Source organism: Atopobium fossor DSM 15642 (assembly GCF_000483125.1).
GTDB classification, from domain to species: domain Bacteria; phylum Actinomycetota; class Coriobacteriia; order Coriobacteriales; family Atopobiaceae; genus Atopobium; species Atopobium fossor.
In genome coordinates, this window is the sequence record NZ_AXXR01000003.1 from 110,691 (window position 1) to 127,617 (window position 16,927).

The 16,927-nt window shown below is 43.9% G+C and carries 18 protein-coding genes; 9 read left to right on the forward strand and 9 right to left on the reverse strand.

All coding sequences use genetic code 11. The features are described from left to right. Nucleotides 1–10: 10 nt before the first annotated feature. Entirely contained in the window at nucleotides 11–1,978 is a 1,968-nt protein-coding gene (locus G469_RS07850) for a hypothetical protein (RefSeq protein ID WP_051353662.1), read from the forward strand. 106 nt (nucleotides 1,979–2,084) lie between these two features. Here G469_RS07850 and G469_RS0100540 read toward each other — a convergent pair whose 3' ends face one another. From G469_RS0100540 to G469_RS07855, 4 genes are all read right to left on the reverse strand, one after another. Further along, nucleotides 2,085–2,531, reverse strand: a complete 447-nt coding sequence (locus G469_RS0100540) for a hypothetical protein (RefSeq protein WP_028263388.1) — start codon at nucleotides 2,529–2,531, stop codon at nucleotides 2,085–2,087. Further along, on the reverse strand, nucleotides 2,510–2,860 hold the full coding sequence (locus G469_RS0100545) for an arsenate reductase family protein (protein WP_028263389.1): 351 nt from the start codon (nucleotides 2,858–2,860) through the stop codon (nucleotides 2,510–2,512). Before G469_RS0100545 ends, G469_RS0100540 begins: the two co-directional genes overlap by 22 nt. Nucleotides 2,861–2,869: 9 nt before the next feature. Then, nucleotides 2,870–3,565 carry a TetR/AcrR family transcriptional regulator gene (locus tag G469_RS0100550; RefSeq protein ID WP_028263390.1) on the reverse strand — a complete coding sequence of 232 codons (696 nt, stop codon included), beginning with the start codon at nucleotides 3,563–3,565 and terminating at the stop codon, nucleotides 2,870–2,872. 160 nt (nucleotides 3,566–3,725) lie between these two features. Then, on the reverse strand, nucleotides 3,726–4,781 hold the full coding sequence (locus G469_RS07855) for a helix-turn-helix domain-containing protein (RefSeq protein WP_051353663.1): 1,056 nt from the start codon (nucleotides 4,779–4,781) through the stop codon (nucleotides 3,726–3,728). A gap of 389 nt (nucleotides 4,782–5,170) precedes the next feature. Here G469_RS07855 and G469_RS0100560 point away from each other — a divergent pair, with 389 nt between their 5' ends. From G469_RS0100560 to G469_RS0100585, 6 genes are all read left to right on the forward strand, one after another. After that, nucleotides 5,171–5,374 (forward strand): helix-turn-helix transcriptional regulator, encoded by a 204-nt coding sequence (locus tag G469_RS0100560; protein WP_028263391.1) that lies wholly within the window; start codon nucleotides 5,171–5,173, stop codon nucleotides 5,372–5,374. A gap of 2 nt (nucleotides 5,375–5,376) precedes the next feature. Next, a complete protein-coding gene (locus G469_RS0100565; RefSeq protein WP_035425202.1) occupies nucleotides 5,377–5,919 on the forward strand; it encodes a hypothetical protein in 543 nt (180 codons plus the stop codon). A gap of 100 nt (nucleotides 5,920–6,019) precedes the next feature. Beyond that, on the forward strand, nucleotides 6,020–7,240 hold the full coding sequence (locus G469_RS0100570; RefSeq protein WP_028263393.1) for an aminoacetone oxidase family FAD-binding enzyme: 1,221 nt from the start codon (nucleotides 6,020–6,022) through the stop codon (nucleotides 7,238–7,240). 56 nt (nucleotides 7,241–7,296) lie between these two features. Beyond that, nucleotides 7,297–8,433 carry a YdcF family protein gene (locus G469_RS07860; RefSeq protein WP_156908383.1) on the forward strand — a complete coding sequence of 379 codons (1,137 nt, stop codon included), beginning with the start codon at nucleotides 7,297–7,299 and terminating at the stop codon, nucleotides 8,431–8,433. 156 nt (nucleotides 8,434–8,589) lie between these two features. After that, complete coding sequence (locus tag G469_RS07865; protein ID WP_035425204.1) at nucleotides 8,590–9,030, forward strand: Fur family transcriptional regulator; 441 nt, start codon at nucleotides 8,590–8,592, stop codon at nucleotides 9,028–9,030. A 34-nt stretch (nucleotides 9,031–9,064) separates the two neighbouring features. Further along, the gene (locus tag G469_RS0100585) at nucleotides 9,065–9,496 is read left to right on the forward strand and encodes a Dps family protein (RefSeq protein ID WP_028263394.1); all 432 of its coding nucleotides are present in this window, start codon (nucleotides 9,065–9,067) and stop codon (nucleotides 9,494–9,496) included. A 101-nt stretch (nucleotides 9,497–9,597) separates the two neighbouring features. Here G469_RS0100585 and G469_RS07870 read toward each other — a convergent pair whose 3' ends face one another. Genes G469_RS07870 through G469_RS0100600 form a run of 3 tightly spaced genes read right to left on the reverse strand, consistent with a single transcriptional unit; the run spans nucleotide 9,598 to nucleotide 12,242 of the window. Further along, entirely contained in the window at nucleotides 9,598–10,479 is an 882-nt protein-coding gene (locus G469_RS07870) for a metal ABC transporter permease (protein ID WP_322785993.1), read from the reverse strand. Further along, complete coding sequence (locus G469_RS0100595) at nucleotides 10,480–11,226, reverse strand: metal ABC transporter ATP-binding protein (protein ID WP_028263395.1); 747 nt, start codon at nucleotides 11,224–11,226, stop codon at nucleotides 10,480–10,482. A 5-nt stretch (nucleotides 11,227–11,231) separates the two neighbouring features. Beyond that, nucleotides 11,232–12,242: a metal ABC transporter substrate-binding protein gene (locus tag G469_RS0100600; protein WP_211225385.1), complete on the reverse strand. Its 1,011-nt coding sequence runs from the start codon at nucleotides 12,240–12,242 to the stop codon at nucleotides 11,232–11,234. Nucleotides 12,243–12,487: 245 nt separating this feature from the next. Between G469_RS0100600 and G469_RS0100605 the strand changes: the two genes are divergently transcribed. Both G469_RS0100605 and G469_RS08805 read left to right on the forward strand, forming a co-directional pair. Next, a complete protein-coding gene (locus G469_RS0100605) occupies nucleotides 12,488–13,225 on the forward strand; it encodes a MerR family transcriptional regulator (RefSeq protein WP_028263397.1) in 738 nt (245 codons plus the stop codon). A gap of 159 nt (nucleotides 13,226–13,384) precedes the next feature. Beyond that, the gene (locus tag G469_RS08805) at nucleotides 13,385–15,340 is read left to right on the forward strand and encodes a DUF5011/hyalin repeat domain-containing protein (protein WP_028263398.1); all 1,956 of its coding nucleotides are present in this window, start codon (nucleotides 13,385–13,387) and stop codon (nucleotides 15,338–15,340) included. Between the two features lie 156 nt (nucleotides 15,341–15,496). On the opposite strand, the gene G469_RS0100615 is transcribed toward G469_RS08805, so the two are convergent. Then, nucleotides 15,497–16,084, reverse strand: coding sequence for a DUF4230 domain-containing protein (locus tag G469_RS0100615; protein ID WP_028263399.1), 588 nt, complete (start codon nucleotides 16,082–16,084; stop codon nucleotides 15,497–15,499). Further along, nucleotides 16,074–16,892, reverse strand: a complete 819-nt coding sequence (locus tag G469_RS0100620; RefSeq protein WP_028263400.1) for a DUF4230 domain-containing protein — start codon at nucleotides 16,890–16,892, stop codon at nucleotides 16,074–16,076. Before G469_RS0100620 ends, G469_RS0100615 begins: the two co-directional genes overlap by 11 nt. Nucleotides 16,893–16,927 lie beyond the last annotated feature (35 nt).

The following is a 16,927-nucleotide window of genomic DNA, read 5'->3' on the forward strand; positions in this document are numbered from 1 at the left end:
AGGAGTTAGCATGATTAGTAAGACTGGGGCAGTTGTAGCTGGCTTGCTTGCTGTGTCGTTGGGTGTTGGTGGATTTACACTTGCCAATCAACCTAAACAACAAACAGTAACTCATACTTCCACTGCTATTACAACCACGCCCTTCCAGCAAAAACAGGGCAATTATGCTGCAGACACTACAACTCAGGTACTCATTGATGCCCCTGCTGTATCATCCGATGAGATTGTAAAAATCATTAAGCACGGAGACCACTGGCACGTATTTACCAAGGACGGCCGTGAGATTATTACTTACTCTGATCCAACAAAGGCTGGAAGTGTTGCCAATCTTAAGAATACCGCTAGGGTGCTAGAAGGAGATTCACTCAAGCGTCTTGATCCCAATACCGTAGTGCGTCTGCTTAAGCATGACAACCACTGGCACATTATTACTGCTGGCGGTGCTGAGTTTATAACTTATGAAGATCCTCGCCCCTACTACCCCAATGCTGCTGTTGGTGAGTATGTAGGCAACCATGGTGATCGTCGCAACTATGGCGGTAGCGGCAACGGAAATGGCAACACCTATCAGGCTGGTCACCAGACCAATCAAGGTGGTCAAGGTGGCAGCTCTTCCAATCAGGGTGGAAGCCTTCCCGGTAACCCAGGATTACATACCGTACGTGTGGTAAATCTTGATGAGCTACGTCGCTTGCCCATTACTAAGATTTTGCGTCACGACGACCATTGGCACTGCTACACCGCAGATAACACCGAGTACATTACCAAGGATGATCCTACTGGCGTATTCCCCGGCATTGTAATTGGTGAATATCACGGTAACCATGGTGACCATGGTGATCACAGTAAGCCTCAACCTCCTCGAGGTCCCATCGTCCAAGATCCCAATGATCCCAAGCGCGTGATTGGCATTGAGCATCACGAGAATCACTGGCACCTGCATCATGCAGACGGTACCGAGTCAATTACCTATGAAGATCCTTCTGCTTTATATCCTGATATCAAGATTGAAGAGTACGATCCCAACCATGGTCACAAATTCGATCCTCTTGATCAGAGTGAGAAATTCTCGTATGACGAGGTAAAACCCAAGTTGATAGTGGATATTAAAACCATCACCTATGGCAATCTGATTCACGCCAATGGCTTTGACCGTAACCGCAATGCCTTTGTTATTCCTCACCACGATCACTACCACTATATAACCTTGGAGACCATCATCCAGGGTTGCAAGGACAGCTACTTTGCCAGTGCTTTTGGTAATGCTTCCGCTCGTGATGTTGTTGCAACCATTAAATACTTGATTGCTAATCCTGAGGCACGTCCTAAAGGTGAGAATGGCTGGGGCTCAGATTCTTCTATAGGCAAAACTCCTTCACCAGATGCAGGCGGTAACACGGATAACCAAAATGGCTCTGACGATGACCATGAGCACCCTGCCAAGAAAGCAACACGCATTATTGCCGCAGCTAAAAACATTTGGTTGGTCTACTACGAGGATGGTACCACCGAGGAATTTACCTACGACCCCTCTTATAAATGGCCTGGTATACAAGTAGAAAAACCTCAAAGCAACAAGCCTAATGGCAACATGACTCAAGAAGAAATCATTGCCAAGTGGTCAAAGATTTATGGCATGACGCGCGATGAGTTTGAAGAAGCTTACCTCAATCTTCCCTATATTCCTATAGAAGACATCCAATTTAATATGGATGGTACCGTAATTGTGTATGGCAAGAAATACCAGTTTAAACCTGTTGCTGAGCAGCCCGAGAAGCCCGCAGAGACAGACTCAAAATCAGATACTAATGTGGATACGAATACCGATACAGACTCCGCAGACAGTGATATGGATGAAATTGACAAGACAGATCAGGTAGACCAGATTGACGAGCCTGACAACACCAATCACGCAGATGTCAATACCAATACAGACACCAGTACGGATGCTAGCGCAGAAAGCGCTGGTACAGAGTAGCGTTTGAGTAGTTCAGGCGTCAAAAAGCCCTCTCTTTGCAACGCCCGCGCAGTTGGATTTATTCAGCTACGCGGGCGTTTTTGTCTATTTGTTTGAGGTCGTTTGGTTACTTTAACATTGCTTGCTTCTTTGATCTCTTATGTGCAATCACTAGTGCAATGTATCTAATGAATAGCGTCAAAACAAGTATGGGGGCAAGTACCAGCATGCCTGTAAGTAGACCTACTAAAAACTCTCTATCTTCCTGTAAAACAGAAGCAATAATCGTACCAACAACTAAAAGCACTATCCATATGAGCGCATATGAAGCGGTAGGGACAAACACGCTTTTGATAAGCGAAGGTTTTGCAAGTATCTTTGGTGCATTGGCAACTTGCTGCTGACGTAATAATTCTTCAATCTGCTGGTCACTCATGCTATTGGGATGTTGCATCTGTTGAGCACGAGCAACAAGCAAGGTACGCACTCTTAGAAAATCAACCTCATCAGCAACGGCATACTCATGTTTATTTTGTATCATGACGCCACGTGCTATAAGAGCTTTTCTTCCCACTCGGACTCTTTAAAGCCAACCAAAATGGTGTTACCTTCAACAATAATTGGTCTTTTTACCAACATACCATCGGTAGCAAGAAGCTCATACTGCTGATCTTCTGACATGGTAGGAAGTTTTTCCTTGAGGTTCAAAGACTTATAGAGAAGACCGCTGGTATTGAAAAACCTTTTAAGAGGCAGACCACTTTTTGCATGCCATTCTTTAAGCTCAGCCGCTGTAGGATTTTGTTCCTTGATGTGCCTATCCTCATATGAAACAGCATGCTCATCAAGCCAGTTCTTGGCACGCTTACAGGTGGTGCATTTGGGATATTCAACAAACAGCATAACTACTCCTTAGGGCATAACTGCTTCGTAACCAGAATGGAAGAACTTTACCAGTACGCGCATGGAAGCAAGCCCCTTCTTGAAGTCGGGTTCAAACTTAAACACAGTAAACAAGGTATTGAAGTACGAGATGGCAAAAACTTTGGATAGAGCAGGCGATAGTTCATCTACATTGATTGTATCGGCAGATTGCTCTTGAGAATGAGCTTTATGAGAGGCTTTATTTCTGGAATTTAGGTACGCTACCTTAGCCTTGTCCTCAATGTCTGCAAGCTCAGAAATAAAGTCTTGCCAACTGGTGCCTTCGGGGCTTTCCAACAGCAACAACAAAGCGTCACGATTGTCATACATTACTTGGGCAAGCTGTTCAATAAATACCTGTTCCATTTCATACATAGTATCTAATGTTCGATCCTCTTCAGGTAAATCCAAGAATCGCTCTTGAGCAGCATCATATAAAGAGAGTAACTGGTTTGCAACGGGAGTAATAATCGCATCGAAAAGCTCCCCTTTACCAGGGAAGTACCCGTAAATAGCGCCCGTAGTAAGTCCTGCACTTGCAGCTATGGCGCGCATGGAAGACTTCTCATAGCCATGGGTAGAAAATTCCTGTAGCGCAGTTTGAATAATATGCTCGCGCGAGGCAGTACCTTTATTGGTGAGTGAAGTCTTTGAAGCCGAATTGGCTACATGCTGACGTGGCACAATAATCCCCCTCCTTGTTAACTTGAGCATAAGTGTACCCCGATTTGGAATATGAAAGTACGCTCATATATGTCAAGGTTACAAAAAAATAGGTGTGCAGTTACGGCACACCTATCAAAAAGGATAAATTTTCTGAATATTTTCTGTAAGAGTATGATCTTTACTTGTTAAGAGTAGTAAATTTCTGAACAAACGTACTTACGACGGGGTACAAAATACCAGCAACTGCCCATATAATCCATGTTTTATCCCACCTGTTTGTAGTAAAGCTGGCAATCAAATAGATAGCTAGAACCACAGGCCAATACATTTTAGGAAGCCAAGATGTGCGAGAAGCCATGAGCTTCTCGGTAGGATCATACTTTCCCTCTTGGAGTAGCTTCTTAAAACTATCCATTTCAATATCAGATTTTACTAATAAAAATACCCCGATTGCGATTATAAAAAGCATCACAGAGACTGAAATATCTAAGCCCAGTAAATCTGTCATATACACATGCAAAAACAAGGGAACGAGAGACAAAATGCATAGCACTACACCTATGATCATCAGCAAATGATTAACTGGATTATGTGCCTCCTGCTTGCGACGGACAACTGCCTCTACGCCATACTGCAAGGTAAGCACTTCTTTGGAAAGGTATTCAAAGCGCGAAAGTTTGGATTCCTGAGCAATAAACAGAGCTACGCCCACGGCAACCATACAAAACAACACAGTCATACCAATAGCCATAGCCTGCTCTTCGCCTAGATAGTTATGCTCCATCATGGTCGAAGTGGCTAGAAGAATCACTGGGCTTGCTGCACATAAAAACGCTCCAAAAGCAGTACGGTTAGACAACTTTTGCGTGGTTTCTAAAAATGCGTTAGCTTCGTCTAGTGTTACCACGTGAGCAGGCTTATTATCAGCGGTGCCAGAAAGAGCTTCCATAACAGAGTGGGCCGTAGGAACATCTACCTGTGCTGCAACTGTATCCTGCGTATTTCCAACAACGCACACAGACGCTACAGGCTCATCCAACTCATCGCGCAGTAGATAATCTGTAGAGACATCAAAGAGCTTAGCCAACGCCATAATCTTTTGAATATCCGGAATCGAAGTGCTTGACTCCCACTTACTCACCGATTGGCGCGACACACCAAGCTCGTGCGCCAACTCTTCCTGCGACCAACCCACGCGCTTACGCAGGCTCATTATCTTCTCGCCTAAAATCATACTGTCTCCTTTGCTTGCATTCATTTTAGTTGATAAGAAGACCATATGAATGTAAGTGGTTGCATACTACCAACTTGTGTTGGAATTTTGTCAACCAGCGATTGCAAGGGTCTTTGAACTGGGAAAATGCTAACCATTCAAAGAGAAAATCAGAGTCATCCATCATGCAGCAAACCTGTTTTTGTGCCTCAAGTGTCTGTTGTAAGTGTTTTTTGTAGTAGGTTTGATTCTGACTAATGGCTATTATGCAAATCAATAGACGATACTCAAAAAAATTTGTCATATATAGTTGACATTTAGATTTGTATGTCATATATTTCTGACACACAGGATAGCAATGGCCATGTTATCCCGCGTGCACACCATGTAAACAACTACCAAGGACTCTTATGGATGGAGTAAAGAACGAACGCTTAAAAGAAGCTCGCAAGCAGGCTGGTTTCTCGCAAGCGCAGTTAGCAAAAGCTGTGGGAGTAACAAGGCAAACTATTTGTTTTATTGAATCCGGCAGTTATAATCCCACGCTCAATCTTTGTATGAATATCTGCAAAACTCTAGGTAAAACTCTAGATGATCTATTTTGGGAAGTATAAGTATGAATACTCGTTTTAAGCTATTTTCGCATAAGCAAAGAGATGAACGTATAAGTGCTCAACTCGGAGATATATATAAAACTGGATTTTATATTTTGGCTTTAGGCATCTTATTTGATATCTACACACGCTTTAATTACCTAGCACAAAGTCAGCCATCCAATGTAAGTGGCATACTAGGGCAAAGTCCACTTGAATCTACTTTTTTGTTTGTAGCAATTGCCGTTGTAGTATGCATGAAAGCTCGACGCAAAATTGTAAGTGACGATCTTCGCTATACCGAAGCACGCTCATTTTTGCAAACTGGTCGGATTGGAAGTGCAGTTGCATTATCTGCTTTGATTACCTCGGCTGCAGTTGGCGGACGGTTGTATAGTGAAGTAACCAAGCTTGGCTGGGCACATATTACCTGGGCTGGTGATATTGCAATGTTTGTTTTTATGCTTGGTATGTTTAGCTGTTTCTTCATACTTGCTGAGTATGGTATTTGGCGTAGCTATCGCAACCATGAAGATTGTTTAGCTGCTCTGGATGACGAGGACTAATCTATCTAATCAGCTTAACCGGCACAGACAACAAGTAGGAGGAATTTCTCAAATAAAAATTTCTAATGAATATATCTTTAATGAACAAGGAGACAAACATTTGAAACTTGCAGTTATTGGTGGAGGTGCAGCAGGGTTCTTTTTGGCAATTAACGCCAAAGAGCAGTGCCCTAAGCTTGAAGTTACCATTTTTGAGCAGCGCAACAAAGTACTCTCTAAATTGGAAGTTTCTGGTGGTGGGCGCTGCAACTGTACCAATACGTTTGCTCAGGTAACTGACCTTAAGCAGGTATATCCCCGAGGTGCCGGACTTCTCAAAAGGCTGTTTAAGCAGTTTGGTCCACAAGATGCTTATGCTTGGTTTGAAGCTCATGGAGTACCCCTTGTGGCACAGCCAGACCAACGCGTCTTTCCAAAAGCTCAAACGAGCCATGCAATCATAAACTGTTTTACGCAAACTGCACAGCAGCTTGGAGTGCGTATTGTACTTAATCAGCGTATCAACCATCCAGAAGCATTGCTGCGTTGCAATGGCGGAGCATTTGATTTTGTTGCGGTAACTATTGGTGGTACACCCAACAAAGAAGGTTGTGTTCCTAGTTTATTTACCTTTACTGTAACAGACGTAACACTGCACAAGCTTGCTGGTACCTCCACTTCCCAAGCGCTTCTTAGCATTCCAGGAACAAAATTTATAGCGGATGGAGCGCTGCTTGTTACGCATACAGGATTGAGCGGCCCTGCAACACTCAAACTGTCAAGTTATGCCGCGCGCCATTTGGCAGACTGTAGCTATCAATCTCCGCTACACATTAATTGGGTGGGCGAGAAAAACATGGAACTTGTGCGTCACCAACTCATGCACATTCTTGATCAAAACGCTCGTAAACAAGTACGTAATGTAGCTCCTTTTGGTTTATCGGCAAAACTTTGGGCGTATTTGCTGGAACGCACTCAAACTAATGTGCAACAGGGCAGCACACAGAATAAAAATGATACGTCTCCAAGTCCAAACCTTATAGAGAAGCGCTGCAATGAGCTCTCTAAAAAAGATATTAATCGCCTAGTAAATATACTTACTTCGGACTGTTATCACATTTCTGGACGTACCAGCTATAAAGAAGAATTTGTAACTTGTGGCGGCATAGCTTTAGACACCATACATAACGTCACACTCGAATCAAAGGAAACTCCTGGCTTATATTATGCAGGTGAGGTATTGGATATAGATGGCATTACGGGTGGATTTAACTTTACTGCCGCATGGTCTACTGCCTATGCTGTGGCAGTTGCCATAAGCGCTAACCTTACCAAAGAGTAAGCCAACCGCAGGTAAAGCCTACGATAGAATACAAACAACAAACGAAAGGCTTACCTGTGAATCTGAGTGACCACATAACTGTTTTTCTTATAACAACACTCCCCCTACTGGTTACATTAGGGCTTTTTGTATTGCAATGGCACAAGGAGCGTCGAACCTTATGGATCTCTATTAAGCTCTTTGCGTGCTTAATAAGCGTGGGAATCTTATTTGCAGGCATCATGGTGCAATTTCCAGAAGACTCTGATGCAGCATTTTTTGGACTTATCCTCTTTGTCCTTGTAGTAGTAATGCTCTCGTTATCCCCTATAGCCATTATTGCCACAGCACTTACTACAAGCATTCAGCTTATTCGCAAGGAAGGTTTGCGCCCACATAACCTTCTTTCTTTTGGCGCTGGCATTCTTGCTATTGTGTATTTGGTAGTGTGGCCTCTTATGTCTCCCACCAAACATGCAACAGAGAATCTTGCAATCTGGGCATTGACGCTTATATATGTGCTTATTTCTACTGCTCTGGCTTTTGTTTCATTACTTCTTATTTTGTACGTAGTAGCAAGTTGGCTTAATCTTATTCCTCAAACCCGTAAGCAGTACACACATATTGTTGTACTGGGTGCTGGGCTCATTGATGGTCGTACGGTAACGCCTCTTTTAGCTAAACGCATAGATGCTGGTATTGCAGCGTGGCATAAAAATCCTGGCAGTAAACTTGTTATGTCTGGCGGGCAAGGCTCAGATGAACTGGTTCCAGAAGCACAAGCCATGTATGAATATGCTATTGATAAAGGTATCCCTGCTCATGCTCTTGTACAAGAGCGTAATTCGCGCAACACGCAAGAAAATCTTCAATTCTCGTTTAAGCTTATCAATGCTGATGTTAGGCATAATGCTCCAAACAACAACGACACTACTAGCAGTAGCGCCCCAACTGTGTTGATAGTTTCCGACAACTACCACGTATATCGTGCTTTGCTATTAGCCAAAAATATGGGTTTGAGCTGCGATGGTCGTGGATCAAAAACGCGTTTGTACTTTTATATCAATGCCATGGTCCGCGAGTTTGTTGCCTTCCTCGTTATTTGGAAGCAATCGTTTATAAAAGCACTACTGATATTGTGGGGCATTCTTCTATTTTGGTTCATACCAACCTTATTGACGGTTCTTGCCAAAATGGTTGCTGGGATACAATAACGATTATTTGATAAAACAGCTGTTCCAGGCCATCATCCAAGATCACCATATCTAGCAAGAAAAGAAATTTAAAATTTTTTCATTGCCGTGTATAGATTCGTTTCTTCTGGCAACATACTAACTAGTAACGATTATCGTTATTGATAAGAGGATACGATGAGAACGAGTAAGCAACGCGAAGCAATCCGCGCCTATATGAAAGATCGCCACGACCATCCCACCGCAGATCAGGTTTACACGGCTCTGCGCGAGGAGTTTCCCAACATTAGTTTGGGTACGGTGTATCGCAATTTGATGCAGCTGGTAGAACGAGGTGAGCTATTGCAGGTGGATACAGGAGATAACATTTCCAGATTTGATTGTCTCACTAACCAACACGCTCATTTTAGGTGCACTCATTGCGGAAGGGTTTTTGATCTAGAGAATCCGGAGTCAACTCACATGTCCTTTACTGCCAATGCAGCAAAAGTTGGACAAGTACACAGCTTTTCTCTGTACTTTACCGGATTGTGTTTGGATTGTTTAAGTCAATCATCTGCTGCAGATGGCAGTGCTTCTCGCGCAGAAACTCACTCAAACCTATCCATACATCAATAACCTTAACCACAATCCTATTTCCAAGGAGGAAATTATGCTTAACGATAAGCTCAATGTTTTGTTGTCCAACTTTGTTGTAGAGGCTCACAAGCTTCAAAACGCTCACTGGTATGTAAAGGGTTCTTCTTTCTTTACTGCACATGCACAGCTAGAAACCTTGTACAACCAAACTTTTGATCAAATTGATGAGCTTGCAGAGCTCATCTTGCAAAACGGTGGCAAGCCTTTTGGTTCTCTCAAGAAGTTTGTTGCTTCTTCCACACTCGAAGAGTACCCCGATGACTTTAAGTCTCCCGAGAATATCTTTGACGCTGCAAAGCGTGACTTTGAGTCTTTGCGTGAATTGGCCCTTCAAATTAAGAAGGATGCGGATTCTGAAGATAACTTCCTGATTTCTGCTGCAATGGACGAGCAAAATGCTGCTCTTTCCAAGCTTATTTGGATGATCGGCCAGTCTCAGATGTAAGTCTATGGGCTCTATAGCCTATGCCTATTTGCGTTACCTAACCTTCATGCCATCAAACACATAAGCAAACGCACAAGGGTGCTGGATATACGTCCAGCACCCTATTTTTGTTGCTCTACCTGCATGTGTACACGCACACCACGAGAACCAAACACTGCTGCTAGCGCAAACAACGTGCCCAACACTACACCAATCATACCGCCGGAAGAGGCATCCAACACGTAGCTTGCACAGATACCTAACACTGTTGCCAAAGCTGCAATGGCAGGAGACAACCACAGCATTTTCCAGAAATTATCGGTAAGCATGCGCGCCGTAGCCCCTGGTGTAACCAACATAGCAACAGACAGAATAATGCCTACTGCCTGCAGCGACACCACCACCGTAATAGCAAGTGCCACCAACAGAATACAGCTCAGTACCCGTGGAGACTTTCCCAAAGCCTGTGCGTGCATGGGATCAAAGGTAAACAGTGCAAGGTCTCGACGCAGTACAACTACCACCACCAAAACAGCGCTGCCCAATACCAGCACCTGCCACATATCTGGAGGAGTAACGCCCAGCAGATTGCCAAACAAAATGTGCGAGAGACTTGTTTGACTAGGAACTTTAGAAATAAGTACCGTGCCTAATGAGAAAAGCGTAGTAAAGACAATACCCATGGACGTGTCTGAGCTAATAACATTACTTTGCCGCACCAGACCAATAAGCGCCACCGCAATGAGCGCAGCCACCACTGCACCAACCGCATAAGGTAACTGCAATATATAGGAAATAACAACACCAGGCAAAACCGCATGGGAAATTGCATCACCCATGAGTGACCAACCAACATGAATAACAAAGCAGCTAATTACACCGCAAACGAGTGCCGTTGCCATGCCCGTTATAAGAGCGCGCTGCATAAAGGCAAAACTCAAAATATCAAGCAAAGGTATTTGAGTAACGTCAACGGGCTGTGCAGCCAATAGACTAAGCGCCACCTACATCACCAACCTTTGCGCTTTAGATATATCCACTTCAAACGCCTGAGCCACACGCTCGGGTTGCAGGGCTTGGTGAGAAGGACCTTGATACACTAAGGTATGGTTTAGCAAGATGGCCTGATCAAAAGACTCGGTTACCATCTGTAAATCATGCACAGCACACAATACCGTTACTTCTTGGTGAGCCATATCTTGAATGAGGGATACCAATGCTGCCTCAGAGTTTTTATCGACACCCGCAAAAGGCTCGTCTAGCAGCATAAACTGTGCGTGCTGCGCTAAACCACGAGCAATAAAAACGCGCTTAGCTTGGCCTCCAGAAAGTGCAGAAATGGGTCTGTTAGAAAACTCACTCATACCAACGCGCTCAAGTGCTAATTCCACAGCAAGCTTATCTTCTTTGGAGGGACGAGAAAACAAATTTAGCTTGCCATAACGCCCCATCATAACCACGTCACTCACACGCAGAGGAAAATCTTCTGCCATGGCATCTCGCTGGGCAACATAGCCAACAAGCCCCTGCTTGCGGGCTTGACTTGAATTCAAACCCGCAAAACAGATGGTTCCTGCCTGAGGGCGCAGCATGCCCATAAGAGCTTTGAGTAGCGTGGACTTACCTGCACCATTTGCGCCTACCAACGCACATAAGCTACCTGGCTCCAACATAAAACTCACGTTACTAATAGCGGGCGTGGGCGTATGAGGATAACTTACCGTCAGCCCGCTAACCTCAAGCATGTTCATAGGATTTATTTCTGAGTGGTAAGACCATCAACAATGACGCGAGCGTCATGACGCAGCAGTTCAAGATAACTGGGAACTACGCCGTCCTTCTCGGAAAGGGAATCTACGTACAACGCGTGTTTGTCATCGGGGTTAAACTTGGCGCCCGTCTCATCTGCTACCTGCTGCATAGCTTTAGGATTAACCGTGGTCTCACAAAAAACGGTGGGGACAGACTTTTCCTTAACCTGTTTAATGACGTTGGCAATCTGCTGAGGAGTACCCTCATCCTCTGCATTTACTGGCCAAAGGTATACCTCATTAAGACCGGCATCACGGCAGAGGTACGAGAAGGCACCTTCGCAAGAAACCAACGTGCGATGATCCTCAGGCAAACCTGCAAGACCAGCCTGCATTTCCTCGCCTACCTGGCGAATTTGAGCCTTGTACTTCTCGCCATTTGCCTTGTAATCCTCTGCATGAGCAGGATCAAGATCACTAAATGCAGCCACAATATTATCTACGTAGATTTCTGCATTCTTGGGAGACATCCACGCATGAGGATTTGCATTACCGGCGTACTCGCCTTCGGCAATGTTCATGACCTCAACGCCTTCAGAAAGGTTTGCGCGTTTAGCTGGAGAATCTGCCATGAACTTCTCAAACCAGCGCTCCAGACCAAGACCGTTTTCTAATACCAAGCTAGCACCCTGAGCACGCTTAATGTCATCGGGTGTGGGTTCATAGTCGTGAATCTCTGCACCTGGCTTAGTAATGCACTGAACATCTAGGTGGTCTCCCGCAACATTTTGTGCCATATCCTGCAGCACAGTAAATGTGGTTAGGACAATGGGCTTTTTATCTGTCATGGCTGCATCAGTAGACATTTTGGGCTTTGCATCTGTACATCCAGATAGCAGAAGCACTGCTATAAAGGCTGTAACAATAGCGGTAAAAGCTGGTAAAGCTGCGCGCAAGAGCATACGTGCAGCAGGCACAGCAGAAGCCTGACAGTCTGAAGTATGTGTATGAACCATATCCGTACTTTCCTCTTTCCGGGTTCTTGTGCGCCCAAGCTTTTCTTAAGAGTTTTGATAGTGAAGGTTTAAATTCCTCTCTTGAATGGCTTACTCTATAAGTTAGCTAAGGCTTACTTTTTTATTAGAGAGCATCATACTGCAATAAGTTAGCTAAGGCAAACTTTTATTTTCAAAATAGTCAAAATAGCTATTGACCCTTACTAAACGTCAGGCCTTATAAATAGTAGTGAAAGGAGGTGCCCATGTATCACATCAAACAAGCAGCCCAGCTTGCGCACGTATCAGTTAGGACCTTGCACTACTACGACCATATTGGTCTTCTCGTTCCACACAAGGCAAGTAATGGATACCGCTATTACACCGATGAAGACCTGGATACCCTGCAAACCGTTTTGTACTTCAAGTATTTAGGTTTTCCGCTTACTACTATTGGGGAGCTTTTAGAACAATCCAAAGACGACCGCTTGCCATTGCTTGAGCAGCAACTTGAATTGCTTGAGTCTGAACAAGTACAGCTCAACGATCTTATTAACACACTCCGCACAACAATTCAATCTATAAAGGAGGGCATTCCCATGACCGCTCAAAACAAATTTAAAGGATTTACCTGGGATGATGGTAAAGAGTATGAAGCAGAAGCGCGTAAGCTTTACGGCGATGAGCTTATTGATGAGTCGCTAAGTAAGCAACAAGGTAAAGAGGAGCAGGCTACTGTAGACTTTAACCGCGTGTTTCAGCAGCTTGCACTCAATAAAGACGCTGGCCTTGCTCCTGATGCGCCACAAAATCAGAAGTTGGCTCATGATTTGTTAGACAACATTCGTCGCTATGGCTTTGACTGTAGTGTTGAGGTATTTGGTTATATTGGCGCTGGATACTCAGCCAATCCCGAGTTCCATAAAAACATTGATCAGTTTGGAGAAGGAACTGCGGTTTATACCAGCAGCGTTATCAACGCGTTTGTTGAGAAAAACAAGTAGTTTTACTCTCATTTCATCGTGCGTGATGTTTGGACTTCTTTCAGGTTATACCACTGTTATTTTTAAGATATACATCTGCTGATAATAGGCGTATACTAATTAAACTGCATTTTATTATGCGTGGTATTGATAGCTCTTCACTAATGAAGGAAGCGAGCGATGAAGCACTTATCAAAGTATTTGTTGCGTGTGGCAATGTGCACGGCAATCCTTTTGGCTGCCCTGCCTCTTGTTGCACTTGCAGCAGATCCAACCTCTCCTACCAGCTTTCCCCACAATGTAACCTTTAAAACGGCATCTGGTGATGTACCTGTTAGCTTTGCTACCGCAGATGAAGCCATTTCTGACTCGACCAACAGGGGTGTTGGCTGGGAAAGTGGCGGTGCCCTGGATAAAAAGTACTTCTTAGGATGGAGTCCTTCTGCCAACTATGAAACTACTGACGGCGCTAAGCTGTATTATGCTCAGGAAAAGGCTTCTGAGCTCGTTAAGGATGATGTAACAGAGCTGTACCCTGTCTTTATAAGCAGGCTTGGTGTAACTGGCTATCTTAATGGCAATGTTACACACATTAATTTGAATAAGTCAGATCAGGATACGGTTCCAGGCTCAGTCATAAATACCGAGCTTGATACCAATCCAACTGATCATGATATTAACTTGTATTTTGATGAGAGCCGCAATAGCTACGAGCTTTCTTTAGAATCAAGCTTTGATATGAATAAGATTATTGCTCACTGGCTGTATACCGGCAACGGATCAACCATCATGACCAATACTCAGTCTGATCAGGGTAGCTCTGCAAAGCGTGCTGGCTACACCCATGTTGACTTGAATATCACTATTCCTGATGAAGTTGAAGTTCCTGAAGAACTCAAGCTCACCTTTACCGGCTATTTTTTCCAGCCCTATATGGCACTCGACACCACCTCAAGGGATAAATTTGAAATAGCAGAGGTAAGTGGTGCAGAAAAATGGAATATTACTTCACTGGTAAGTGATACAAATCCTTCAACGTCGTTTACCATTAAGAACCCTGCTAAGTCTAGGAACATAACCGTAAGGACCATCCTGAGGACTAACTCTGCCTATGGCGGAAAGAAAATCTTGGGCGTAAGCGGACATGACGTTGAAAATGAAAATATGCGTCTGGTTGCTGAGTCTCCATTGACCATTTCTAAAGATAAAGCCTTGGAGTTGGTCGGCAATTCTCAAAAGGCAACTATTTCTGGACGAGTTGACGGTTATGTCAAAATGCCAACGTTCTATTTCTTGGATTTGTCGCAATCTATTCCCGCTATTGAGGCAAAAACTCCTGTTTCTATTTCTTTTAGTCCCGTACTCGTAAAGTTTGATAAAAACACAGCAGGCCTGGGAGATAGTAGCGAGCAGAACCTTGGAACTTCTCGCGTAGCATATAACGGTGCATTGAATACTGACTCATTCAATACCGGAACAAAACCAACTGCTACCGTACTTGGCGATGCCCTTGCAGATAACCCCGCTCCATTTGATGCTGCAGCAGGACTTACGTATCAGTTTGAGGGCTGGAATACCAAGCCAGATGGAACCGGTAATACTTTTACCGAGAACAGCATTGTTCGCGAGCCGATTACTGTTTATGCCATCTATAAGGCAAATGCTTTGACTATGAACGAAGCTCCTCAATTGGTAGTAACCGACAAAAGCATTACTCAAGGTGAAGAGCTGGATGTAAAGAGCCTTATTGTATCTGCTACAGATACTGAGGACGGCGATTTGAAGAATGCTGTCCAGGTTGTCAGTGATGGCGGCTTTAATAAGGATGTTGTAGGCGAGTATACGGTTACGTTTAAGGTAACCGACACCCAGGGTGCAAGCGCAACTAAGACAGCAAAGATTACCGTAGCTGCCAAGCCAGCCCCTCAGCCAAATACACCCAACAACCCAACGCCTGGCAATCCAATTCCTGGTACCAAGAAACCTGCTCCTAGCTCAAAGACCGTCAAGCCTGCAAAAACAGCTATTCCCGCAACAGGTGACACCACCAATACAGGATTGTATGTTGCATTGCTTGGACTATCTGCCATGGGATTTTTGGGAGCACGTCACTACAAGAAGAGTCTTACGAAGTAAGTAGTAGTAAGCAGATAAATAGATCCGCAAGCGCTTAAATTAACAAGTACGTCTTACAAAGACGCATGAGTAAAGGTCGGTAGATTAAATCTACCGACCTTTGTTTTAGGTGTATGGGATTTGTAGAGCTGGTCTGTGGCTTATCAGGTTTGCAGCCTACTCTACAATTTCAAACTCAACGACGTACTTCTCGCCCAATTCATCACCAATGCCCTCGACATAATTTTTCAATAGCTCTTGGGCTCGTTTATCTGCCCTTGCGAGCAAATCTGTGTTATTAGAGCACTTCTCTTCGAGCTTATCTTGCGCATCGTTAAGAACCTGCTGCTTTTCTTGAGCACCCAGGTCTGCCCACATAACAAGAAGGCCATCCTTCTTTGCAACAAAATTTATTGAATCCGGATCAATGGCTGGACGACCAAGAATTGTTGCCTTTGGTATTTGCACCGTTACTACCATATCTGAGCCTACCTGATGAGGCTTACCAACTTTTACTTTCTTTGAATCAATGCCATATTGAACTTTTGCATCATACTCATACCAAATTTCATGTCCAAACAGCAGGGCCAAGTTATCGCGGAATTTACCTTTTGCCACATCGTGAAAATAGCAGTCATAGCTGGCCCATTTTGCAACTTGAATAGCATTTGAAAAATCAGGTCCTTTAGACTTACATCCCGGTAAAACCACAGCTCCAGCAATAAGAAAAGCTGATACAAGACTTGCAACAATTTTACGCAGCATTCTTATCACCTGCAGTCTCTACTGATTTTTGCTCACTTTTTTCCATATCTTCTGGCCATACGATTTTGTAGCCTTTAGACTCAACTAGGTTGTAAGTAAGACCCTCGATTATGGCATGAGCATTTTCTACAGCCATATTGTCTAAATCAATCTTATTGGCTATGTCATTTACTGCATCCTGCTTGCAATAATTAAAAGCCTTCTTTGGATCGATACCTATAGCCCCATCTTCAAGATAGACAATGTGGTCATCAATGACTGGTTCTGAATGAGTGAACTCAGGAAGAATGGGAGTGATTATTTTCTTCTCGTTATCAATTTCCCACTGCACATCTTCGGGATTAAATGAAACATTAACAGTTGCCTTATAGTGCATGTGTACTGGTAAGTGCTCATAGTAAAAGCCATCAGTATAATCAGCAACACCCTCATAGGGGTACTCAATAACTGAAAGCTGATTGACAGCAATCATCTTGGTAAGTTGAGAAGAACTAATAAAAATAGGCGGTTGCATCCAATTGACGCCAAACCACGTAAGAAATATTGCTGCAACTACAACAGCAAGTGCAATGAGTGTGCCTTTGGGACCAAGCATTTTAAAAAGCTTAGCAATACCCTTTATTGCACCTAGATGGGACTTTTTATCCCTGCTTTTTTGATTAGGGATTTTCTCGTTTAGAGATTTGACTTTCTGAGCAATAGCAGACGAGCTAAAACTCTCTTTTTGAATGTCTTTAGAGCTCCCCCCCCCCAGAACTTTTGTCTCTTCTTGCTCGGTATTCTCGGAATCTGGTACAGAACTATCCACCACGTCTCCTTACCTCAAAATTTTGTGCCGATGCC

Coding starts and splice junctions, on each gene's coding strand:
- G469_RS07850 (WP_051353662.1), top strand. CDS start 11: ATGATTAGTAAGACTGGGGCAGTTGTAGCTGGCTTGCTTGCTGTGTCG.
- G469_RS0100595 (WP_028263395.1), bottom strand. CDS start 11,226: ATGAACATGCTTGAGGTTAGCGGGCTGACGGTAAGTTATCCTCATACG.
- G469_RS0100585 (WP_028263394.1), top strand. CDS start 9,065: ATGCTTAACGATAAGCTCAATGTTTTGTTGTCCAACTTTGTTGTAGAG.
- G469_RS0100545 (WP_028263389.1), bottom strand. CDS start 2,860: ATGCTGTTTGTTGAATATCCCAAATGCACCACCTGTAAGCGTGCCAAG.
- G469_RS07865 (WP_035425204.1), top strand. CDS start 8,590: ATGAGAACGAGTAAGCAACGCGAAGCAATCCGCGCCTATATGAAAGAT.
- G469_RS0100600 (WP_211225385.1), bottom strand. CDS start 12,242: ATGGTTCATACACATACTTCAGACTGTCAGGCTTCTGCTGTGCCTGCT.
- G469_RS0100560 (WP_028263391.1), top strand. CDS start 5,171: ATGGATGGAGTAAAGAACGAACGCTTAAAAGAAGCTCGCAAGCAGGCT.
- G469_RS0100605 (WP_028263397.1), top strand. CDS start 12,488: ATGTATCACATCAAACAAGCAGCCCAGCTTGCGCACGTATCAGTTAGG.
- G469_RS0100565 (WP_035425202.1), top strand. CDS start 5,377: ATGAATACTCGTTTTAAGCTATTTTCGCATAAGCAAAGAGATGAACGT.
- G469_RS08805 (WP_028263398.1), top strand. CDS start 13,385: ATGAAGCACTTATCAAAGTATTTGTTGCGTGTGGCAATGTGCACGGCA.
- G469_RS0100615 (WP_028263399.1), bottom strand. CDS start 16,084: ATGCTGCGTAAAATTGTTGCAAGTCTTGTATCAGCTTTTCTTATTGCT.
- G469_RS07855 (WP_051353663.1), bottom strand. CDS start 4,781: ATGATTTTAGGCGAGAAGATAATGAGCCTGCGTAAGCGCGTGGGTTGG.